This window comes from uncultured Roseicyclus sp. (genome assembly GCF_937892565.1).
Classification (GTDB): Bacteria; Pseudomonadota; Alphaproteobacteria; order Rhodobacterales; family Rhodobacteraceae; genus Roseicyclus.
The window spans coordinates 32136-55103 of the sequence record NZ_CALAHQ010000004.1; the positions used below are offsets into that span (position 1 = coordinate 32136).

Consider the following 22968-nt stretch of genomic DNA (forward strand, 5'->3'; position numbering starts at 1 on the left):
CGCTGTCAAACGTCATCGCGATGATCCTGACGCGTGTTGCGCTTGGGATTGGGCTGTTATTCGTCGTTTCGCTCGTGATCTTCTGGGCGACCGAGCTTTTGCCGGGCGATCTGGCCACCCAGCTTTTGGGTCAATCGGCCACGCCGGAAACCGTGGCGGCGCTGCGCGCGCAATTGGGGCTGAACGATCCGGCACCGCTGCGCTACTGGAATTGGCTGACCGGCGCGCTGACGGGGGATTTCGGCATGTCGATGGGCAATGGCCGACCGATTTCCGACCTGATCGCGGCACGGCTTGGCAACACCGTATTCCTGGCGCTTTACGCCGCCGCCCTGTCGGTGCCGATCTCCTTGATCCTTGGGATTCTGGCAGCACTTTGGCGCAATTCGTTCTTTGACCGCGCCGCCAATGCCGGCGCGCTGACGGCGATTTCATTCCCAGAGTTTTTCGTGGCCTATATCCTTGTGCTGTGGCTGGCGCAGACGGGTCTCTTTCCGTCAATGGTGCGCATCAACCCCACAACCGGTCTGGCTGAACGTCTTTACATGACGTTCCTGCCGGCGCTGACGCTGACGCTGGTGGTGACCGCGCACATGATGCGCATGACGCGGGCGGCCATCATCAATCTGATGGCCAGCCCCTATATCGAAATGGCGCGGCTGAAGGGCATGTCGCCCTTGCGCGTCGTGTTGCGCCATGCGCTGCCAAACGCCTTGGCGCCGATCATCAATGTGATCGCGCTGAACCTTGCTTACCTCATCACCGGCGTCGTCGTGGTCGAGGTGGTGTTCGTCTATCCCGGCCTTGGGCAGTTGATGGTTGATGCGGTCTCGAACCGCGATATCGCCGTGGTACAGGCGGTGGCGCTGATCTTTGCGGCCGCCTATGTGGCGCTGAACCTGATTGCGGATGTGCTGTCGACCATCACCAATCCCCGCCTGATGCATCGGAGGTAGCGCCATGGGTTTCGCCACCTCTGTGGCCCTTGGGCTGGCCGGGCTGTTTGCGATTGCGTGGCTCATGCGCGCCGGGGCGCGGGCCATGTTTGCGGGTTCTGCGCGGGCCATCGCGCATGACATGCCGCTGACGGCGGCCTTTGGCATCCTGGTCATCGGGGTCTATGCCGCCGTCGCCATTGCCGCCCCCGCCCTTGCGCCCTTTCCCGAGCGCGAGATCGTCGGCGGCCAGTTTCAGGCATGGTCGGCCGCGCACCCGCTGGGCACCGACCGGATCGGGCGCGATATGCTGTCGCGGCTGATCTATGGCGCGCGCAACACCGTGGGGATCGCCTTTGCGACAACGGCCCTGGCTTTTGTCGTGGGTGCGGTTCTTGGGCTTTGGGCTGCACTGGTGGGCGGCTGGCTTGATCAGGGGCTGTCGCGGTTTGTCGATGCGCTGATGGCCATTCCGGCGCTGATTTTCTCGCTGTTGCTGCTGACGATCTTTGGCACCTCGGTCATCACGTTGATCCTCGTGATTGCAGCCGTGGATGCCACCCGCGTCTTTCGCCTTGCGCGTGCGGTGGCACAAGGCATCGTGGTGATGGACTACATCGAAGCGGCCAAGCTGCGCGGCGAAGGGTCGTGGTTTCTGATCCGTCGCGAGATCCTGCCCAACGCCATGGCGCCGCTGGTGGCCGAGTTCGGGCTGCGCTTCTGCTTTGTGTTCCTGTCGATCTCGTCGCTGTCCTTTCTGGGTCTGGGCATCCAGCCGCCCACGGCCGACTGGGGCAGCATGGTCAAGGACAACGCCACGCTGATCACCTTTGGCGATGTGACGCCGCTGTTGCCCGCGGGGTGTATCGCGCTGTTGACGGTGGCGGTGAATTTCGTCGTGGACTGGCAACTGCACCGCGCCTCGGGCCTGAAGGAGCAATGACGATGGCCCGCGAGATTTTGCTCAAGATCGAAGGCTTGCGGATCGAAGGCCGCGCCGGCGATGGCTGGACCGAGATCGTCAAGGGCATCGACCTGACGCTGCACAAGGGGGAGGTGCTGGGCCTGATCGGGGAATCGGGGGCAGGAAAATCCACCGTGGGTCTGGCCGCGATGGGCTTTGCGCGTGACGGATGCCGCATCACCGGGGGCAGCATCATGTTCGACGGGATCGACCTGCGCACGGCCCCCGAGCCGCAACGCCGCGCGCTTCGGGGTGCGCGCATCGCCTATGTCGCGCAATCAGCCGCCGCCAGCTTCAACCCCGCGCACAAGCTGATCGATCAGTATTGCGAGGCGCCCGTGATCCACGCCGTGATGGATCGCGCCCGCGCCGAACACGACGCCATCGACCTTTATCGCCGGATGCAGCTTCCCAACCCCGAAGACATCGGCTTTCGCTACCCCCATCAGGTGTCGGGCGGCCAGTTGCAGCGCGCGATGACCGCCATGGCCATGGCCTGTCGCCCCGATCTGATCATCTTTGACGAACCCACAACCGCGCTTGATGTCACCACCCAGATCGAAGTGCTGGCCGCCATCCGCGATATCGTGCGCCAGTTCGACACCGCCGCGATCTATATCACCCATGATCTGGCCGTGGTGGCCCAAGCCGCTGACCGCATCAAGGTGCTTTTGCGCGGGCAAGAGGTGGAAGAGGCCCCAACCCGCACCATGCTGGCTGCCCCGCGCGAGGATTACACCAGATCGCTCTGGGCCGTGCGCAGCTTTGCCCGACCCGAACAGCCGCCCCCGACCGATGCCCCGATCCTGTCGGTGCGCAATGTCACCGCCGCCTATGGCAAGGTGGCGGTGCTGGAAGACGTCAGCTTCGACATTCACCCGGGCCGCACCATCGCGATTGTGGGCGAAAGCGGGTCGGGAAAATCGACCGCCGCGCGTGTCATCACCGGGCTTTTGCCGCCCAAAAGCGGCGCGGTGCTGTTTGAGGGCAAGCCCCTGCCACCCGCGCTCAAGGGGCGCAAACGTGATCAACTGCGACAGGTGCAGATGATCTATCAGATGGCCGATACGGCGCTTAACCCCAAGCTGCGCCTGCGCGAATTGATCGGGCGGCCCGCGCAGATGTATCTGGGCCTTGAGGGAAAGGCGCTGGAAACGCGGGTGCGCGATCTGCTTGACCTGATCGAACTGGACCCCGACACTTATATCGATCGGCTGCCCGGCGAATTGTCAGGCGGGCAGAAACAGCGCATCGGCATCGCCCGTGCGCTCGCAGCCGAGCCAAAGGTCATCATCTGCGACGAGGTGACATCGGCGCTGGACCAGATCGTGCAGGAGGGCATCCTGAAGCTTCTGACCCGGCTGCAAGATGAATTCAGACTGGCCTATATGTTCATCACCCATGATCTGGCCACCGTGCGCGCCATCGCCGATGATGTGGTGGTGATGCAAAAGGGCCGGGTGATCGAACAGGGCCCGAAGGCCCGGATGTTCACGCCCCCGCACGAGCCCTACACCGAGCTGTTGCTGTCGTCCGTGCCGGAAATGGACCCCGACTGGCTGACGCGGCTGCTGGACCGCCGCGCCGCCCTGCCCGGCTGATCAGACAAACGGGGGGCGGCTGGCCGCGGGACGGCCATCCGCTTCTCGTTTGGGGCATGCATGCGCCCCATGCTGTTGCCCAACAGGCATTACACCGCGATCACCAACCGCTCGGGCCTTGGCTGGTCCGCATGCGCCGCAACAAAGCCGGCCGCGCGCTCGGCCACCAGGCCGGTTGGGGCCATGACGCGGCGGGTGGACAGATCGACATGCAGCAAAAGCGTTTCCACCGTGGCCGCCGGGCTGTCGCCACCCGCCCAGATCTTGTTGAGCAGATGCAGCTTTCGCCCATCCCCGCCCAGGGCCTGTGTCGTCACGGTGATCTGCGCGCCGATGTCGATTTCCGAAAAATAGCGGATGTGGTTTTCGGCGGTGAAATAGCTGAGCCCCCCGTCGATATAGGTGGCATCGGCCCCGATCATTTCCATGAAGCGGTCCGAGGCGCGGGCCGACACCTCAAGGTATGGTGCCTCGTTCATGTGGCCGTTGTAATCGACATAGGTTGTGGGGACCTGCATCTGTACCGTCACGGGCAAGCCATCGGGCCCCACCTCGCGGCGCGGCAGCATCGCCTCATGGGCCGTGATCACCCCCCCCGCCCCGCTGCCCGTGCGCTTGAGCGCGCGCATGATCCCAACCAGATTGTCATCGCGCAGCCGTTCCAATTCGCGGATCGACCGATGGCCCGATTGCGCATCCGATTGCCCCGCGATCAGATCGACCAGTTCATCGGTAAATTCGGGCACATCCATCAGCTTGGTCCAGGGCCATGTCAGACAAGGGCCGAATTGCGCCAGAAAATGCCGCATCCCGGCCTCGCCGCCGGCGATGCGATAGGTCTCGAACAGGCCCATCTGCGCCCATCTGAGCCCAAAGCCCATGCGGATCGCCTCGTCGATTTCTTCGGTGGTGGCGATGCCGTCCTTGACCAGCCACAGCGCCTCGCGCCAGACGGCTTCGAGGAAGCGATCGGCGATATGGGCGTCGATCTCCTTGCGCACCATCAGGGGATACATGCCGATGCCGCGCAAGATATGGGCGGCTTTCTCGCACCGATCGGGCGCGCCCACCAATTCGATCAGCGGCAGAAGATAGACGGGGTTGAACGGGTGCGCAACGATAGCCGTGGCGCCCTTTTCGTTCAATTCCGATGGCTTGAAGCCCGATGTTGAACTTCCCAGAACTGCCGTCTCTGGGGCGGATGCCATGATCTCGGCCAAGACCTTGTGCTTGATATCCAGCCGTTCCGGCACGCTTTCCTGCACCCAGGAGGCACCCGCCACCGCATCGGCCAGATCCGCGTGATAGCTCAATCGCCCCTCGGGCGGCAGGGCGCGCTCATAAAGCCCCGGCAAGGACCGGCGGGCATTTTGCAGCACCGCCTCGATCTTGCGTTCCGCCTCGGCGTCGGGGTCGAACACGGCCACATCCCAGCCGTTCAGCAAGAACCGCGCGGCCCAACCGCCGCCGATCACGCCCCCCCCGATGATCGCTGCCTTTTGTCCCATCATGTTGTCCTTTCGGTATGTCCATCGACCGTCATCGCCTGTCCGCTGATCGAGGCCGCCCCCGGCGAGGCCAGAAAAAGCGCCATCGCCGCGACCTCATCGGCGGTGACAAAGCGGCGCAGCGCCACGCCTTGGGTAAAGCCCGCGCGCACATCCTCCTCGGAACGACCCTGGGCCTGTGCCTCCATGGCGATGACGCGGCCCATGCGGGGCCCCTCGACCGCGCCGGGACAGATCGCGTTGACCCGCACCCCGGCCGGCCCCAGCTCCGAGGCCAGCGCCTTGGTCAGCCCCACGATCCCCCATTTCGCCGCCACATAGGGCGTGCGCCACGGAAAGCCGAACAGCCCCGAGACCGAGCTTGTCAGCAAGATCACCCCCGCCCCTTGCGCCCGCATCACCCGCGCGGCCCAGCGACAGGTCAGAAAGGCGCCATCCAGATTGACGGAAAGACAGCGCCGCCAATCGTCGACTTCAAGGGTTTCGATCGGCCCCGCCGGCCCGCCAATGCCCGCATTGGAGATGACCACATCCGCCCCGCCCCATTCCGCCTCGATCTGGGCGAAAAACGCCGCCATGGCGGCGGCGTCGGTCACATCGGCCTGCACCGCGTGCAGCGCTGGCGGCACGGCCGCCACCGCCGCGTGATCGGCATCGCACACCGCCACCCGATCACCCGCATCGCAAAAGGCCTGTGCCATCGCAAGGCCAAGACCCGAGGCCCCGCCGGTGATGACGACCCGGCGGCTCACCGAGGGGCCCGTTTCACAAGGCCGAGCTTGTCGCGCACCTGCGCCGGCGTCATGATGCGTGCGCCCATGCCCTCGACCACGCCTGCCGCGCGTTCGACCAGCTGGGCATTGGTGGCCAGGACACCCTTGTCGAGCCACAAGTTATCCTCCAGCCCGACGCGCACATGCCCGCCCGCCAGAACGGCGGCCGCGGCATAGGCCATCTGGTTGCGCCCGAGCGAGAAAGCCGAAAAGACCCAATCGGGGGGCACATTGTTGACCATCGCCATAAAGGTGTTCAGATCATCGGGCGCGCCCCATGGCACACCCATGCACAGCTGCACCAGAGCCGGGCTGTCCAGAACCCCCTCGCGCACCAATTCCTTGGCAAACCACAGATGCCCGGTATCAAAGGCCTCGATCTCGGGCTTGACGCCCAGATCGGTCATCATCCGCCCCATGGCCCGCAGCATGCCGGGCGTGTTGGTCATGACGTAATCGGCCTCGGCGAAGTTCATCGTGCCGCAATCGAGCGTGCAGATCTCGGGCAGGCAATCGGCCACATGGGCGACGCGTTCTTCCGCGCCTGCCATATCGGTGCCCTTGGGGTTCAAGGGCAATGGGGCATTGGTCGGGCCAAAAACCATGTCGCCCCCCATCCCGGCGGTCAGGTTCAAGATCACATCGACCTCGGACGCGCGAATGCGGTCGGTGAGTTCGCGATAAAGATCAAGCCTTCGGGACGGGGCGCCAGTGTCGGGGTCGCGCACATGGCAATGGACGATGGCCGCCCCTGCGCGGGCCGCCGCAATCGCACTGTCGGCAATCTGTTTGGGGCTGCGAGGCACGTGCGGGCTGCGATCTTGCGTTGCGCCCGATCCCGTCACGGCGCAGGTGATGAAGACCTCTCGGCTCATGGTCAGCGGCATGTCATTTCCTTTCCTGTCCCGATTTTTCGTACGAAAAATCGCATGGTGCGGATTTTCGTACGAAAATCCGTCAGCGCCCCGTCCAGACCGGGTCACGTTTCTCGGCAAAGGCGCGTGCGCCTTCTTTCTGGTCGTCCGAGCGGTAAAGCCGCTCAACCGTTTCAAACTGGCTTTTCGTGACACGGTTGAGCGCATCGCGAAACGCCATCGCTTCGGCCTCGCGCACGATTTCCTTGATCGCGGCCAAGACCAATGGCGGGCCCGCAGCCAGTTCGTCGGCGATGGCGCGCGCGGCAGTCATCAGATCTGCGGCAGGCAGCACGCGGTTGACCAAGCCCCAGCGCTCGGCCTCTTGGGCATCCATCCACCGCCCGGTCAGCAACATCTCCATCGCGATATGATAGGGGATGCGTTTGGGCAGCTTGATGGAGGCCGCATCAGCCACCGTTCCCGAACGGATTTCCGGCAAGGCAAAGCGCGCATGGTCAGCCGCCAGAATCATGTCGGCGCAAAGCGCCAGCTCGAACCCGCCGCCACAGGCAATGCCATTGACCGCCGCGATCACAGGCTTGTTCAGACCGCGCAATTCCTGCAGGCCGCCAAATCCGCCGACACCGTAATCGCTGTCGGGCGCCTCGCCATCGGCGGCTGCCTTGAGATCCCAGCCGGGGCAAAAGAATTTCTGGCCAGCCCCGGTCACGATTGCCACACGCAGATCCGGATCATCGCGGAACTGGGTAAAGACCGCACCCATGATCTTGCTGGTGGGCGCATCGATGGCATTGGCGCGGGGTCTGTCAAGCGTGACCTCCAGCACCGCCCCACGACGCAGGGTCTTGATCGGCGTCTCGGTCATGGTCTGTCTCCCAGTCTGATCAGAGCATCGACCGCAACGCTGCGGTCAGGTGTGACGATCATCGGATTGATCTCCAACTCGATCAAGGCGTCCGCCTGCGCGATGGCATAGTCTTGCGCCGCCATGATTGCGGCCCGCAGCGCCGCACGGTCGGCAGGCAGACCGCCGCGATAGCCCGACAGCAGCGGCGCGATGCGCAGGCTGTCGAGCGCGGCGTCGATCGCGGCAGCGCTTGCAGGCAGCAAGACCGATACTGTGTCGGCAATGATCTCGGCCAGAACGCCCCCCGCCCCAAGCGTCATGACAAAGCCATGCGCAGGGTCCCGCAAGACCCCCACGAGGAGTTCGGCCACCGCACCTTCCACCATTTCTTCTACAAGAAACTGATGACCACCCATACGCTGCGCGGCAAGGCCTACAGCATCCGGTGAGGTCAAATTCAGCGCGACCGCCCCAACCTCGGTCTTGTGGGCATGGCCCAAGGCCTTGAGCACCACGCGACCACCGATGGACTGGGCGGCCTCGGCGGCGGCGGCGGCGGTAGTGACCAAGACCCCGCGGGGCACCGTCACGCCATGCGCGGCAAGCACGGTCTTGCCCTCGGCTTCGGTCAAAAGGCGCGTCGCGACCGGTTCAGGGCCGGGCAGGATCAGGGGCGCGGACATGGGCCCATGTGCCCCGATCCGTGCCGCCGCCGCTATGGCGGCCAGACCTTCGGCCATCCCGGCCAGGGGCACGATGCCGCGCGCGATCATGTCGGCGGCAACGCCTTCGGGCATGGTTTCGGGCAGGCTCGACAAGATCGCCATCGGCCGCCCGGTCGCTTTCCGGGTGGCTGCGACGGCGTTGACAACCAGATCCCATGCAGCACCATCGCATCGGTCGGGGCGCGGGAAATCCAGCACCACAACCCCCATCGCCAGATGCGGGGCCATCATCGCGCTGAAAGCGCGCGTGATCGCGCCCTCATCGCCCCAGATATAGGTGTGGTAATCCAGAGGGTTGGCCAGCGCCACCTTGGGGCCCAGGGCCGCGCGCAAATCCGCGTGCTGGCGCTGGGTCAGGGCCGGGCAATTCAGCCCCGCCCGCGTTGCAAGATCGGCCATCAACCCGGCCTCGCCCCCGGAACAGGACATGGACGCGATGTCGGGCGATGCCAGCTTGCCCACCACATGCAGGATTTTCAGTGTCTCGAGCAATTCGGCCAGCCCAGTCACCCGGGCGATGCCAAGCCGCGCAAACAGCGCATCCGCCCCCGCATCGCTGCCCGCCAGAGAGCCTGTGTGCGACACGGCGGCCAAGCGCGCCTGATCGGAGGCGCCGGCCTTGACCACCACGATGGGTTTGCCCAAATCCTGCGCATGCGCGGCCATGGCAGCAAAGCCCGCCAGATCGCCGATCCCCTCGATATGCAGACCAAGGGCCGTGACGCGCGGATCGTCGAGCAGGGCGCTGGCAATCTCGGCCATGCCCGTCTGGGCCTGATTGCCGGCCGTCACCACATAGGCCAGCGGCAGGCCACGGGTGTGCATCGTCAGATTGATCGCGATGTTGGAGGATTGCGTGATCAAGGCAACGCCGCGATCCGCGCGCAACGCCCCGTGCTGATCGGGCCACAGCGCCGCCCCATCCGCGAGGTTCAGAAATCCGTAGCAATTGGGCCCCAGGATGCGCATCGCGCCCGCGGCCTCGACCAGCGCCGCCTCGAGTGCTGCGCCATCGCCGGTTTCGGCGGCAGCCTCCCGAAAGCCCGAGGCAAAACACACAGCCCCCCCCGCGCCGCGTGCGGCAAGCGCGCGCAAGCTCTCGATGCTGGCCTCGCGGTTGACGCCGATGAAACTGGCATCGGGTGCAGCGGGAAGATCAGCGACCGACGCATAAGCGGGCAGCCCGGCGATTTCGGATTTGGTCGGGTGAACCGGCCAGACCGGGCCCCCAAAGCCGATCTTGCGGCATTCCGCGATGACATTCGCGCACCACGCCCCGCCACCGATCACCGCGATGGAGGACGGGCGCAACAGACGCGACAGCGGTTCCATCCTCAAGCACCCTTGGGGCGGAAAATCTCGCGCCCGATGATGTGACGCTGAATTTCGGATGTGCCGTCCCAGATCCGTTCCACCCGCGCGTCGCGCCAGAACCGTTCGATCGGCAAATCATCCATCAATCCCATGCCGCCGTGGATCTGCAGCGTGGTGTCGGTGACGCGCGCCAGCATCTCGGTGGCGTAAAGCTTGGCCGATGCGATCTCGCGGTTGGCGGGCAGGCCCTGGTCAAGCCGCCAGGCGGCTGCCAGCGTCAGCCAGTCGGCGGCGTCGATCTCGGTGATCATGTCGGCGATCTGAAAGCTTACGCCCTGAAACCTTGCGATCTGCTGGCCGAATTGCCGGCGCTGGGCGGCGTAATCGGCGGCGTGATCGAAACAGCGCCGCGCCCGCCCCACCGCAAAAGCCGCAACCGTCAGGCGGGTGGCATAAAGCCAGGTGTTCATCACGTCAAAGCCGCCATCGACCGCGCCCAGAACTTGCGCATCGGACAGGCGGCAATCGTCAAACTCGAGGATGCAGTTCTTGTAGCCGCGGTGGCTGACGGAATTGTAGCCGTCGCGCACGCTGAAGCCGGGATGACCGCGGTCGACCAGAAAACAGGTGATGCGTTTCTTGGGGCCATGGGCCGTGTCATCAACGCCCGTGGCAACAAAGACGATGAAGAAATCGGCGTGGTCGGCGCCCGAGATGAAATGCTTGGTGCCGTTGACCACCCAATCGCCGCCCTGCCGCCGCGCGCTGCAGGTCATGCCGCGCACATCCGATCCGGCATCGGGTTCGGTCATCGCCAGCGCATCCATCCGCTCGCCCCGCACGGCCGGAAACAGATAGCGTTCACGCTGATCGCCCGTGCAGGCCATGAGGATGTTCTGAGGCCGGCCAAAGAAATGCGTGAGCGCCATCGACCCGCGCCCCAATTCGCGCTCGACCAGGGTGAATTCCAGATGGTTCAGCCCGCCACCGCCCACCTCGGTCGGAAAGTTGCAGGCCCAAAAGCCCATCTCCACCACCTTGCGGCGCAGGTCCGCAGCCAGATCGGGCGGCACGGCGCCCGCGCGCTCGACGGCGGCCTCATGGGGGTAGATCTCGGTTTCGACAAAGCTGCGGACCGTGTCGACGATCATCTGTTGTTCCGGATTCAGGCCGAATTCCACGCCGCTCTCCCTTGCGCGCCTGCAAAAATGCTAGAAAGCGGCGCCCGGCTACATCATGCTGAGTTCAGCATTTATCATGCAGGATTCGAAATTATCCGATGCATCGCCAGATCGCCGTTCTGCTGTTTCCGCAATTCTCGAACCTGTGCCTTGCCAATATGGTCGAGCCGTTGCGCGCGGCCAACACGCTGTCGCGCAAGACGCTGTATCAATGGCATTTCATCGGGCTGGATGCGGGGCCGGTCTTGTCGTCAAGCGGCTTGCCGGTCACGCCCGAAATGGCCCTGTCCGATCTGGTGCGGGCGGATTACCTGTGCGTGATGCCAAGCTATGGACACCGCGAATTCCTGCGCGCGCCGATCTTGCGCCGCCTGCGCGCGGCGGCGGGGCGGTGCGCGGCACTGGTCGGTCTGGACACGGGCAGCCTTGTCTTGGCGGCGGCGGGCCTGATGGATGGCTACCGGGCGACCTCGCATTGGGATGTGCTGACCGAATTCGAAGAAAGCTACCCCGAGGTCACAGTGGTGCAAGACCGCTTTGTGATCGACCGCGACCGGTTGAGTTGCGGGGGCGCCACCACCACGATGGAGCTGATGCTGGAACTGATCGCGCGCCACCATGGCCCGATGCTGAGCCTTGATGTGGGCGCGCTGTTCATGCATGGCGAGCGCCCCGGTGTCGGTCCCCTTCTGCCCGGTGTGGCGGGCGACCGGGTGGTGCGGGCGGCCGCTGCGCTGATGCGGCGGCATCTGGAACATCCACTGTCCATCCCCGAGATCGCCCGCCATCTGGGGCTGAGCCAGCGCGGGCTGGAACAGCGGTGCCAGACGGCCGCCGGACAGTCGCCGCAAGGGCTTTACGCGCTGATCCGCATGGCCGAGGCCCAACGGCTTGTGCAAGACACACCGCTTTCCGTGGCCGAGATTGCGGGGCGCGTGGGCTATGCCGATGCCTCGGCGATGACGCGCAATTTCCGCCGCACCTTTGGCCTGTCGCCGCGCGCCATGCGCGCGCCCGCTGTCATCACGCCCGGTCGCTGACCAGATAGGCCGATCTGGCCAGCCATTCGGGGTTGATCTCTACCCCCCAGCCCGGCGCGTCGGTGACGGTGACATGACCGTTTTGCACCCGATAGGGATCGTTCACGAACAGATCGCGCTGCCAGGGGTAATAATCATCGCCCTCGATCGAGAGCTCCAGATAGCGCCCCGGATTGGGCACGGCGCGCAACAGATGCATGGTAAAGATCGTGACCATCGACAGGTTCGCCGCATGCGGCGTGCACGGCAGGCCCGCCGCATGGCCCATGCGGGCCACCTGCATCGCGCGGATCATGCCGCCCACATACAGCACATCGGGCTGCACGATATCGACGGACCCGAGCGCGATCATCCGCCGCCAGTTCTGCAGATCCCAATCCTGTTCGCCGCCCGCCACCGCCATGGACAAGGCCGCGGCGACCTCGGCGGTCTGTTCCAGCTCCCAATAGGGGCAGGGTTCTTCGAAATGCTCATAGCCGTGATCTTGCAAAAGATGCCCCACGGCGATGGCACGCCCTGGCGAAAAGCCGGAATTGCCATCGACCAGAAGGGCCGCATCCGCGCCCAAGCTCCGGCGCATGGCGGGGATGATCGCCTCGGTCCGGCCGGGCCATTCATCCCGGTCTTGCCCGCATTCGGCGCCCACCCGCACCTTGAAGGCATCAAACCCATGCGCATCGCGCAAGGCAATCAGGCGCGCGGTCTCAGCTTCGGGGGTGATGTCACGCCGCATGGACGAGGCATAGGCACGGATCGGCCCGGGCGTGCCACCCAACAAGGCCGCGACAGGCAGGCCCACCGCCCTTCCCCGCAGGTCCCACACGGCCGTGTCCAATCCCGCCATCGCACGACACAGATAGGTGCCGGGGTATTTGTGTTCGCGCAGCGGGATTTCGGCGATCACATCCTCCAGCGCGTGAGCCCCGCGACCCAGCGCCCAGGGCGCCACCTGGCGATGCAGGATCTGACAGGTGATGTCGCTGTTGTAGGTCGACACCTGCCCCCAGCCTTGTGCGCCATCCTCGGCCGTGACCCGCACGAAACCGATCAGGGGCGTGGCAAAGGTTTCGATGCGCGTGATGCGTGGGCCGGTATCGTCCAAGCCCCGCGGGGTGGCCAGCGGCACAGCGCCCGAGGCGGAATAGGGAATGCTCATAGGCTGTCCAATACCAGATCGGCGGCGCGATGCGCCAACATCATCGTGGGTGCATTCGTGTTGGCCGATGTCAGATTGGGAAAGACCGAGGCATCGATCACCCTGAGCCCCGCGACATCATGCACCCGGCAGACCGGATCAACCACCGACCCCCGCGCATCTTGCCCCATGCGACAGGTGCCGACGGGGTGGAAGACAGTGCCGCAGCGGGCGCGGAAATCCTCCAGAATGGCCGCGTCATCCATGTCGCGCAGATCGGTTGGGTCCATGCTGGATGCGATCAGCCCACTCAGCGCCTTGGTGCGCACCAAATCCTGACACAACCGCCCCCCCGCGATCGCACTGGCGCGGTCTGCTTGTGTCGATAGCGAATTTGGCTGGATGATCGGGCGGGCCAAGGGATCGGCACCCGAAATTGTGATCGTGCCCGTGCTGGTGGGTCTGCAGGGCTGATGACAGATGATGAAGCCCGGGAACGGATCGGGCGCAATCACCGTGCGCTTGCCTTCCTTGGCGGTGGTATAGGTCACGGGGTTGAAATAAAGCTGCTGGTCGGGCCGGTCGAGCGTGGGGTGCGACCGGAAATAGCCGCCGCACTGGTTGACCGACAGCGCAAGCGGCCCCCGCCGGGACAGCCCATAGCGCAGGGCAGCGCGGATCTTGCCCCAAAGGGGGGCCAGTTCGTTGTTGAGCGTGGGTTCGGTGGCGCGAAAGAAATAACTGACCGCGATATGATCTTGCAGGTTTTCGCCCACATGGGCCAGATCGGCCACGGGCGCAATGCCGGCCCCCTTCAGCACGGACGCGGGACCCAGCCCCGAGCGTTGCAAGATCAATGGCGAGGCAACCGCGCCCGCCGACACGACGATCTCGCGCCCTGCGCGCACCGTGACGCGCGCGCCGCGCCGCTGAAAGCTGACCGAAACCGCCCGCTTCCCCTCGAACTCGATGCGGTCGACATGGGCATGGGTCAGGATGCGCAGATTGGACCGCCCCCGCGCCCTGGCCAGATAGGCCCGGGCCGAACTGTCGCGCCGCCCGCGATGGGTGTTGATGCGATAGACCGCCGCGCCTTCGGGCTGGGCGCCATTGAGATTTCGGGTGACGGGAAAACCCAGCTCGGCTGTGGCGGCAAAGAAGTGGCGATTGGCCGGGTGGATCTGATCGGAGACATCTTGCACATGCACGGGGCCGTGGCCCTGTTCGGTTCCATCCGGGGCAACCTGGGTTTCGACCTCATCAAAGACCCGCTCGACGCTGTCCCAGCCCCAGCCGGTGGCACCTGCTGCTTCCCAATCGTTGAAATCGCCGGGCAGGCCGCGCGCATAGACCATCGCGTTGATCGATCCCGATCCGCCCAGAACCTTGCCGCGCGGCCAATAACCCCTGCGCCCGGCCAGCGCGGTCTCGGGTTCGGTCTGGAACTGCCAGTTCAGGGTGGGGTGATGGAACAGCTTGCCATAGCCCAGCGGCAGGCTGATCCAGGGCGACCAATCCGAACCGCCCGCCTCAAGCAGCAGCACCCGATGCCGCCCCGATCGCGTCAGCCGTTCGGCCAGAACGCAGCCCGCCGAGCCGCCGCCGACAATCACGAAATCATAGCTTTCCATGGTGAAATGCCTCTTGTGCACGCGCTGCACAGTGGTCATGGCTTGCGCGCGCCACATAGCGAAAAAAATTTCGAGACGACCACCAAATAATTCGTTGAATGCCCGGATGTACAAGAACATGCCCCCCTTGCCGTGGCTGCGCGCCTTCGAGGCCAGCGCCCGGCTTGGCAATTTCACCCGCGCCGCCGAGGAATTGTGCCTTACCCCGTCGGCGGTCAGCTATCAGGTCCGTGCGCTGGAGGCGGAGCTGGGCCACAAGCTGTTTGATCGACGGCAACGGCTTTTGACGCTGACGCGGCTGGGGCAGAATTACCTGCCCGTCGTGGCCAAGGCCTTTGCGGTGATCGACACCGGCACGTCGGGGCTGTTTGGCAAACAGCGCCCGGCCACGGTCACCTTGCGCTGCCTGAGTTCGTTCAACCTGTTGTGGCTGGTGCCGCGCATGGGGGCGTTTCGAGCAAAACACCCTGAAATCAATCTGCGCCTCTTGTCGAGCTCATGGTCAGACAGCGGTGGCCGCGACCCCATCGACATCGACATCCGCTATGGCGACGGCACATGGCCCGATGGCGCGGTCATCGCCTTGCCCAAGGGGCGGGTCATGCCCGTCTGCGTGCCGCGTCTGGCGGCCCCCGTGGCGGACATCTTGCAAGGCCCGCTTATCGACATCACCGGGGCGGTCGATACCTGGGCACAGTTTCAGCAAGATCACCTGCCGGGCCATGCCCTGCCCGATCCGGTGGCGGTGGTCGATCAATCGCTGATCGCGCTGGAAATGGCCAAGGATGGGCATGGCTATGCGCTGGTCGCCGATATTCTGGCCGCCCCCTATCTGGCGCGCGGCGATCTGGTCGTGGCCTGCGCGGCCGATCTGCCCGAACGGCTGAGCCATCATCTGGTCCTGCCGCATGCGGGCAATCATCACCGCCCCGAAATCATGGCCTGCGTGGCATGGATTCTGGCCGAGGCCGCACACCGCGGCCCGGTCATCCCGTCCGCGTTTGCAAAAGCGACCGCAACGCCTTGAGAATGCGGCGATGCGCGCCCCGGTGACGATTGCGCAGATGCACCGCACCATAGACGGGCTGATGGATTTGCGGCGCACCCGCCACCCGGCGGGCGGCCCCCATGCGCGTCAGCTCCAGCGCGGTTTCGCGCAAGACATAGGTGCTGCCGCCCAAGGCGATCAAAAGCCCGCGAATGACCGCGTTCTGCCCGCTTGACACCGCGCCCCCCGACAGCATCGGCAAAAGTGCTGCATGCGTGGCCGAAAAGGCGGGCGCATAATTGGGCAAGATGTAGCTGTCGGGGCGGATGCTGCCCAGATCATCGGCCTCGGTCGAGACCATGACATACGCGACTTCGCCCAAGCCTTCAAAATGCAGATCGGGATGGGGCTTGGGCGTGTAATGGATGGCCAGATCAAGCTGGCCATCGCGCACATCGGCGCACATCTGGGCGGAATAATCCGCCTCGACATACAGCGCCATGTCGGGCACCGCCCCTTGCACTGCCTTGACCCAAGCGGCCACCTGATCGCCCAGAAGATCATGTTGAATACCGATCCGCATCGCCATGGCCGCCGTGCCCGCCCCGCGCACCGCCTGGCCCGCCGCCGTCCAGCCATTGCGCAGCGCCCGGGCATGCGGCTCAAAGCGCAGGCCTTCGGTCGTCAGCTCGGTGCCCGCGCGGCTGCGATCCAGAAGCTTGCAGCCCAGCGCGGCCTCAAGCGCCTGCACCCGGCCGGAAATCGTCGATTGCGTCACGCCCAGCCGATTGGCCGTGCGGTTGAAGCTGCGGGTTTCGCACAGGTCCAGAAAGGTATCGATCTGTTCAAGGTTCATGGGCGTTCCTGATCGGTTTTCCCGATCAATACACAGTCACGCAGCGAATTGAACTGTCATCGCGCAGCGGGAATACTTGCACCAACACATAAGGGAGCGCGCATCATGTCAGACATACCCGATCAGGCCCGTGTGGTGATCATCGGCGGCGGCGTGGTGGGCGTGTCTTCGCTCTATCATCTGGCCAAGCTGGGCTGGACCGATTGCGTGCTGTTGGAAAAGAACGAATTGACCGCCGGGTCCACATGGCATGCGGCGGGCAATGTGCCGACCTTTTCGACATCATGGTCGCTGATGAACATGCAGCGCTATTCGACCGAGCTTTATCGCGGGTTGGGTGCGGCGGTGGATTACCCGATGAATTATCACGTCACGGGGTCGATCCGGCTGGGCCATTCCGAGGAAAGGATGCAGGAATTTGCCCGCGCGCGCGGCATGGGGCTGTATCAGGGGATGGCGCTGGAAATCCTCAGCCCTGATGAGATCAAGGCGAAATATCCCTTCATCGAAACCCACGACCTCAAGGGGGCGCTTTACGATCCGGCCGATGGCGATATCGACCCCGCGCAACTGACCCAGGCGCTGGCCAAGGGCGCGCGCGATCTGGGCGCCACGATCTTGCGCTTTTGCCCCGCCACGGGCGTGAGCCGCGACAAGGGCGCGTGGATCGTGCACACCGCAAAGGGCGACATCCGCTGCGAGATCGTGGTGAACGCGGCCGGCTATTATGCCCAGCGCGTCGGCGAGTGGTTCAAGCCCCATGGCGGGCGCACCGTGCCGATGATGGTGATGAGCCATCAATACATGGTCTTCGACGAGGTGCCCGCCGTGCGCGACTGGGCCGCGCAAGCGGGCCACAAGCTGCCGCTGTTGCGCGATGTCGATACCTCCTACTACCTCAGACAGGAAAAGAACGGCTTCAATCTGGGCCCCTATGAGCGGCCGTGCCGGGCGCATTGGGCCGACCCGTCCGACCCCATGCCCGAGGATTTCAGCTTTCAGCTTTATCCCGACGATCTGGAACGGCTGTCCTTTCAGATCGAGGATTCGATGGCGCGCGTGCCTGTGCTGGCCGAAGCAGGGCTGGCGCGTGTGATCAACGGCCCCATCCCCTATACCCCCGACGGCAACCCGCTGATCGGGCCGATGCCGGGCGTGCCCAATGCGTTCGAGGCGTGCGTCTTTACCTTTGGCATCGCGCAGGGCGGTGGCGCGGGCAAGGTCCTGGCCGAATGGGTGACGCAAGGCGCGACCGAATGGGACATGTGGTCATGCGACCCGCGCCGCTTCACCGATTACACCGATCCCGACTACTGCGTGCAAAAGGGGATGGAGGCCTATGGCCATGAATACGCCATGCATTTCCCGATGCACCGCTGGCCCGCCGCGCCTGACCGCAAGCTTTCGCCCGTGCATGACCGCGTCAAGGCGATGGGCGGTCAGATGGGCGCCTATGCCGGATGGGAACGCGCCAACTGGTTTGCACATCCCGGCGATGACACCTCCGAGGCGGCAACCCAGACCTGGAACCGCGCCGGCCCGTGGGAGGCGCGCCTGCGCGAGGAATGCGAGGCGGTGCGCGATGGTGTGGGGGTTCTCGACCTGCCCGGCTTTTCGCGCTTCCGCCTGACGGGGGATGGCGCGGGCGATTGGCTCTTGGGCAAGATCGCGGGCGGCTTGCCCAAGCCGGGGCGGCTGGGGCTGGCCTATTTCCCCGATACAAGTGGCCGCATCGTGACCGAGATGTCGGTGGCCTGTCACGGGGTCGATGATTACACGCTGATCACCGCCGCGGTGGCGCAATGGCATGACCGCGAATGGCTGGACCGCGATCTGGCGCCGGGCCTGTCGCTGAGCGACCAGAGCGGCGCGATCGGCACGCTGATCGTGACCGGCCCGAAATCGCGCGATCTTCTGGCCGCCATCGGCACCGATGCCGATCTGACCCTGCCATGGCTTACCCATCAGACCGCCCAACTGGCGGGGCGGGCCTGCTGGCTGGCGCGGGTGTCCTTTGCGGGCGAGCTTGGCTGGGAAGTTCACGCTGAAAACGAACATGTTCCCCATATTTACGATGCCATCCTGGCGCATGGGGCAAAACCCTTTGGCATGTTCGCGCTCAACAGCTTGCGCATCGAAAAGGGCTATCGCGCGTGGAAGGGCGATTTGTCCACCGATTACAGCCTGTTGCAGGGCGGCCTTGACCGGTTCATCCGGTTTGACAAACCGCAGGATTTCCCCGGCAAGCAAGCACTTTTGGCCGAGAAACAGGCAGGCGTCACCAAACGCTTTGTCACGCTGCGCGTCGATGCGGGGGCCGCCGATGCGCCTTACATGTCGACGCTCTGGCATGACGGACAGGTGGTGGGCGAAACCACATCCGGCGCGTGGGGCTACCGCGTGGGCGGGTCTGTGGCACTGGGCATGCTGCGCGCCGATCTGGCAACGCCCGGCACCGTGCTGGAGGTCGATATCTTCGGCCAGCGCTGCCGTGCCGTGGTGCAGGAAGACCGCCCGCTCTGGGATCCCGAGAACACAAGATTGAAGGCCTGATCCATGACCACCCCCCCCAAACATGCACGTGCGGTCATCATCGGCGGTGGCGTGTCCGGCTGCTCGGTCGCCTATCATCTGGCCAAGCTCGGTTGGAAAGACGTCGTTCTTTTGGAACGCAAACAGCTGACCTGTGGCACCACATGGCATGCGGCCGGGCTGGTGGGCCAATTGCGCGGCAGCCAGAACATGACGCGGCTGGCGAAGTATTCCGCCGATCTCTACAAGCGGCTGGAGGCGGAAACCGGGGTGGCTACCGGCATGCGTCAGGTGGGCTCGATCTCATTGGGGCTGACCGAAGACCGGCGTCAGGAATTGCTGCGACAGGCCACGGTTGCCCGCACCTTTGGCGTCGAGGTTCATGAGATCACCACCGCCGAAGTGCGCGCCATGTATCCGCATGTGGAAATCGGCGATGTCACCTGCGCGCTGCATCTGCCGGGCGATGGCCAATGCGACCCGGCCAATATCGCGATGGCTTTGGCCAAGGGCGCACGGATGGGCGGCGCCCAGATCCTCGAAGGCGTCAAGGTCACGGCCGTCACGAATGATGGTGCGCGCGTGACCGGTGTGAACTGGGACACTGGCAGCGAACAGGGCCACATCGCGGCCGACATCGTGGTCAATTGCGGCGGCATGTGGGGCCGTGATCTGGCGGCCCGGTCAGGCGTCACGCTGCCGCTGCATGCGTGCGAACATTTCTACCTTGTGACCGAACCCATCGAGGGGCTGGGTCATTTGCCGGTTCTGCGCGTGCCCGATGAATGCGCCTATTACAAATCGGATGCGGGCAAGATGATGCTGGGCGCGTTTGAGCCCAAGGCCAAGCCATGGGGCATGGGCGGCATCCCCGAGGATTTCTGTTTCGATGCCCTGCCCGAGGATTTCGAGCATTTCGAACCGATCCTTGAGATGGCGACCCGGCGCATGCCGATGTTCCAGACCGCAGGCATCCACACTTTTTTCAATGGCCCCGAAAGCTTCACCCCCGATGACCGCTACTATCTGGGCGAGGCGCCCGAGTTGAAAGGCTACTGGATCGCGGCGGGCTACAATTCCGTCGGGATCGTGTCGTCGGGGGGCGCGGGCATGGCGCTGGCACAATGGATGGAGGACGGCACCCCGCCCTTTGACCTGTGGGAGGTGGATATCCGCCGCGCCCAGCCATTTCAGCGCAACCGCCGCTACCTGAAGGAACGCGTGACCGAAACACTCGGCCTGCTCTATGCCGATCACTGGCCCTATCGTCAGGTCGAAACCGCGCGCGGGGTGCGGCGTTCGCCCATCCATGACCATCTGAAGGCCGAAGGTGCCGTCTTTGGCGAGGTGGCGGGCTGGGAACGCGCCAACTGGTTCGCCGACCCCGGTCAGGACCGCGCTTACCGCTATGGCTGGGGCCGGCAGAACTGGTTTGACAATCAACGCCGCGAACATCTGGCGGTCCGCGATGCCGTGGGCCTGTTCGACATGACCTCCTTTGGCAAGATCCGGGTCGAAGGGCGCGAGGCGTGCGCTTTGCTCAACCGCCTGTGCGCCAATCAGATCGATGTGGCGCCCGGCCGCGTCGTCTATACCCAGATGCTCAATGAGCGCGGCGGGATCGAGAGCGATCTGACGGTGACGCGGCTGTCGGAAACAGCGTTCTTGCTGGTGGTGCCGGGGGCGACGCTCCAGCGCGATCTGGCATGGCTGCGCCGCCATCAGGGCGACCGGGCCGTGGCGATCATCGACATGACCGCGGCCGAAGCCGTGTTTTGCGTCATGGGCCCCAAGTCGCGCGATCTCATGTCGGCCGTCAGCCCCGATGACCTGAGCCACAAGGGCTTTGGCTATGCCACCGCGCGCGAGATCGAAATCGGGCTTGGCATCGCACGGGCGCACCGGATTTCCTATGTGGGCGAGCTGGGCTGGGAGCTTTACGTTTCCACCGACATGGCCGCGCATGTCTTTGAAACCCTGCGTGACGCGGGCGCCGATCATGGGCTCAAGCTCTGCGGTCTGCACACGCTTGACAGTTGTCGCATCGAAAAGGCCTATCGCCATTTCGGCCATGACATCACCGATGAGGATCATGTGCTGGAAGCCGGGCTTGGTTTCGCCGTCAAGACGGCCAAACCCGATTTCATCGGCCGCGACGCGGTCTTGCGCAAGCAAGATCAGGGGCTGGGCCGGATGATGCTGCAGTTCCAACTGGAAGACCCTGCGCCGCTGCTGTTTCACAACGAGGCGATCTTGCGCGATGGCAAGATCGTGGGGCCGGTGACCAGCGGCAATTACGGCCATGCGCTGGGTGGTGCGATCGGCATGGGCTATGTGCCCTGCGCCGACCAGACCGCCGAGGATGTTCTGGCCTCGCGCTATGAGATCGATGTGGCGGGCGTGCGACACAAGGCACGCGCCAGCCTGACCCCCCTTTATGACCCCAAAGCCGAACGGGTGCGGATGTGAGCATGATACCGGAAGACCATATCGCAGATATCGACACGTCAGAGATCGGCGCAAGTTGCGAACCGGCCCGCGCGCGGCGGGCGGGGGGGCGGGCGGCCCGTGTGGCACTGCGCGCCGCGCCCCTGGCCGAGGACATGCGCCCCGTGCGCCCCGGCATGCCGGGTGGCCAGTATCGGCCATTGACCGATGCGGGTGTCCAGAAAATTCACCAAAGCGCGCTCGAGGCGCTCGAGGTGATCGGTCTGGCCGATGCCCCACCCTCAGGGGTCGAGATCCTGACCGGGGCTGGCGCGATCCTGGGCGATGACGGGCGCATCCGTTTTCCGCGCGCCCTTGTCGAGGACATGCTGACGGTTGCCGCGCGCAACATCACGCTGCATGCGCGCGACCCCAAGCATGACATGCATCTGTCGGGCAGCAACGTGCATTTCGGCACGGCGGGTGCGGCGGTGCATATCGTCGATCCGGTCACGCATGACTACCGCGAATCCACCGCGCAGGACCTCTATGATGCCGCACGGCTGGTCGACAATCTCGACAACATCCATTTCTACCAGCGCACGATGGTCTGCCGCGATGTCAAGGACAACCGCGAGATGGACCTCAACACGCTTTATGCCTGTCTGGCGGGCACGAAAAAACATGTCGGCACCTCGTTCAGCGACCCGGCCCATGTCGCCGATTGCTTCGAGATGCTGCACATGGTGGCAGGCGGCGAGGACAAATGGCTGGAACGCCCCTTTGTCAGCAATTCCAACTGTTTCGTTGTGCCGCCGATGAAATTCGCCGAAGAAAGCTGCATCACGATGGAGGATTGCATCCGCCGTGGCATGCCGATGCTTCTGCTCTCTGCGGGCCAAGCAGGCGCCACGGCCCCTGCCCCCATCGCGCTGGCCATCGTTCAGGCGGTGGCGGAATGCCTTGCCGGCGTCGTCTATGTCAACGCGATCAAGAAAGGCGCGCCCGCGATCTTTGGCACATGGCCCTTTGTCAGTGATCTGCGCACGGGGGCGATGTCGGGCGGATCGGCCGAACAGGCGCTGCTCACGGCGGGCTGCGCACAGATGCACCGCTTCTACGATCTGCCCGGTGGGGCAGCCTCGGGCATTTCCGACAGCAAGCTGCCCGACATGCAGGCGGGCTGGGAACAGGGCATCACCAATTCCCTTGCGGGGCTTTCGGGGCTGAACATGTGCTACGAGGCGGTGGGCATGCATGCCTCGCTGTTGGGGTTCTGTCTGGAAAGCCTGATCCTCGGCGATGATCTGCTGGGTCAGGCCATGCGCCTTGTGCGCGGCATCGACGTGACCGAGGACAGCACCTCGATCGACGCGATGAAACAGGTGTGCCTTGGCGGCCCCGGCCATTACCTTGGCACCGATCAGACGCTGGGCTTGATGCAAACGGAATACATCTATCCCAAGGTCGGCAACCGGATGAGCCCCAAGGAATGGGTCGAGGCGGGCCAACCCTTGCTGCTTGATACCGCGATCGCGCGCAAGAACGCGATCCTGGCCAGCGCGGGCTGTCAGGTCTCGCCCGAGATCGACACGGCGATCCGGTCGCGCTTCAACATCTATTTCCAGTAAGC

17 protein-coding genes are annotated in these 22968 nt (G+C 64.7%); 8 read left to right on the forward strand and 9 right to left on the reverse strand.

Annotated features, from left to right (window positions below):
* Window positions 1-2 precede the first annotated feature (2 nt).
* The 3 genes from Q0094_RS00285 to Q0094_RS00295 all read left to right on the forward strand — a co-directional run bounded on the left by Q0094_RS00285 (window position 3) and on the right by Q0094_RS00295 (window position 3500).
* Window positions 3-956, forward strand: coding sequence for an ABC transporter permease (locus Q0094_RS00285; RefSeq protein WP_297614117.1), 954 nt, complete (start codon window positions 3-5; stop codon window positions 954-956).
* Window positions 957-1020: 64 nt separating this feature from the next.
* Window positions 1021-1878: an ABC transporter permease gene (locus Q0094_RS00290; RefSeq protein ID WP_297614119.1), complete on the forward strand. Its 858-nt coding sequence runs from the start codon at window positions 1021-1023 to the stop codon at window positions 1876-1878.
* On the forward strand, window positions 1875-3500 hold the full coding sequence (locus Q0094_RS00295) for an ABC transporter ATP-binding protein (protein WP_297614003.1): 1626 nt from the start codon (window positions 1875-1877) through the stop codon (window positions 3498-3500). The genes Q0094_RS00290 and Q0094_RS00295 overlap by 4 nt, the downstream gene beginning before the upstream one ends.
* 89 nt (window positions 3501-3589) lie before the next feature.
* Here the strand turns inward: Q0094_RS00295 and Q0094_RS00300 are convergent, their stop codons facing one another.
* The 6 genes from Q0094_RS00300 to Q0094_RS00325 all read right to left on the reverse strand — a co-directional run bounded on the left by Q0094_RS00300 (window position 3590) and on the right by Q0094_RS00325 (window position 10726).
* Window positions 3590-5008 carry a carnitine 3-dehydrogenase gene (locus tag Q0094_RS00300; RefSeq protein WP_297614005.1) on the reverse strand — a complete coding sequence of 473 codons (1419 nt, stop codon included), beginning with the start codon at window positions 5006-5008 and terminating at the stop codon, window positions 3590-3592.
* Window positions 5008-5760 (reverse strand): SDR family oxidoreductase, encoded by a 753-nt coding sequence (locus Q0094_RS00305; RefSeq protein WP_297614007.1) that lies wholly within the window; start codon window positions 5758-5760, stop codon window positions 5008-5010. The genes Q0094_RS00300 and Q0094_RS00305 overlap by 1 nt, the downstream gene beginning before the upstream one ends.
* Window positions 5757-6668, reverse strand: coding sequence for a 3-keto-5-aminohexanoate cleavage protein (locus tag Q0094_RS00310; RefSeq protein WP_297614009.1), 912 nt, complete (start codon window positions 6666-6668; stop codon window positions 5757-5759). The genes Q0094_RS00305 and Q0094_RS00310 overlap by 4 nt, the downstream gene beginning before the upstream one ends.
* A gap of 70 nt (window positions 6669-6738) precedes the next feature.
* Window positions 6739-7524 carry a carnitinyl-CoA dehydratase gene (locus tag Q0094_RS00315; RefSeq protein ID WP_297614011.1) on the reverse strand — a complete coding sequence of 262 codons (786 nt, stop codon included), beginning with the start codon at window positions 7522-7524 and terminating at the stop codon, window positions 6739-6741.
* Window positions 7521-9563, reverse strand: coding sequence for an acetate--CoA ligase family protein (locus Q0094_RS00320; protein ID WP_297614014.1), 2043 nt, complete (start codon window positions 9561-9563; stop codon window positions 7521-7523). The genes Q0094_RS00315 and Q0094_RS00320 overlap by 4 nt, the downstream gene beginning before the upstream one ends.
* A 2-nt stretch (window positions 9564-9565) precedes the next feature.
* Window positions 9566-10726 carry an acyl-CoA dehydrogenase family protein gene (locus tag Q0094_RS00325; protein WP_297614016.1) on the reverse strand — a complete coding sequence of 387 codons (1161 nt, stop codon included), beginning with the start codon at window positions 10724-10726 and terminating at the stop codon, window positions 9566-9568.
* Between the two features lie 98 nt (window positions 10727-10824).
* Between Q0094_RS00325 and Q0094_RS00330 the strand changes: the two genes are divergently transcribed.
* Window positions 10825-11766: a GlxA family transcriptional regulator gene (locus tag Q0094_RS00330; protein ID WP_297614018.1), complete on the forward strand. Its 942-nt coding sequence runs from the start codon at window positions 10825-10827 to the stop codon at window positions 11764-11766.
* Here Q0094_RS00330 and Q0094_RS00335 read toward each other — a convergent pair.
* Both Q0094_RS00335 and Q0094_RS00340 read right to left on the reverse strand, forming a co-directional pair.
* A complete protein-coding gene (locus tag Q0094_RS00335; RefSeq protein WP_297614020.1) occupies window positions 11750-12922 on the reverse strand; it encodes a mandelate racemase/muconate lactonizing enzyme family protein in 1173 nt (390 codons plus the stop codon). The two genes, Q0094_RS00330 and Q0094_RS00335, sit on opposite strands and share 17 nt — an antisense overlap.
* Window positions 12919-14532 carry a GMC family oxidoreductase N-terminal domain-containing protein gene (locus Q0094_RS00340; RefSeq protein ID WP_297614121.1) on the reverse strand — a complete coding sequence of 538 codons (1614 nt, stop codon included), beginning with the start codon at window positions 14530-14532 and terminating at the stop codon, window positions 12919-12921. The genes Q0094_RS00335 and Q0094_RS00340 overlap by 4 nt, the downstream gene beginning before the upstream one ends.
* Window positions 14533-14650: 118 nt before the next feature.
* Here Q0094_RS00340 and Q0094_RS00345 point away from each other — a divergent pair, with 118 nt between their 5' ends.
* Window positions 14651-15559 carry a LysR family transcriptional regulator gene (locus tag Q0094_RS00345; RefSeq protein WP_297614022.1) on the forward strand — a complete coding sequence of 303 codons (909 nt, stop codon included), beginning with the start codon at window positions 14651-14653 and terminating at the stop codon, window positions 15557-15559.
* Here Q0094_RS00345 and Q0094_RS00350 read toward each other — a convergent pair.
* Window positions 15519-16376: a LysR family transcriptional regulator gene (locus tag Q0094_RS00350; RefSeq protein WP_297614024.1), complete on the reverse strand. Its 858-nt coding sequence runs from the start codon at window positions 16374-16376 to the stop codon at window positions 15519-15521. The genes Q0094_RS00345 and Q0094_RS00350 overlap by 41 nt on opposite strands.
* Window positions 16377-16481: 105 nt before the next feature.
* Between Q0094_RS00350 and Q0094_RS00355 the strand changes: the two genes are divergently transcribed.
* The 3 genes from Q0094_RS00355 to Q0094_RS00365 are packed head-to-tail and all read left to right on the forward strand — an operon-like array spanning window position 16482 to window position 22966.
* Window positions 16482-18929, forward strand: coding sequence for an FAD-dependent oxidoreductase (locus Q0094_RS00355; protein ID WP_297614026.1), 2448 nt, complete (start codon window positions 16482-16484; stop codon window positions 18927-18929).
* Between the two features lie 3 nt (window positions 18930-18932).
* Window positions 18933-21377: an FAD-dependent oxidoreductase gene (locus Q0094_RS00360; RefSeq protein WP_297614028.1), complete on the forward strand. Its 2445-nt coding sequence runs from the start codon at window positions 18933-18935 to the stop codon at window positions 21375-21377.
* Between the two features lie 2 nt (window positions 21378-21379).
* On the forward strand, window positions 21380-22966 hold the full coding sequence (locus tag Q0094_RS00365; RefSeq protein ID WP_297614030.1) for a trimethylamine methyltransferase family protein: 1587 nt from the start codon (window positions 21380-21382) through the stop codon (window positions 22964-22966).
* Window positions 22967-22968: the final 2 nt, after the last annotated feature.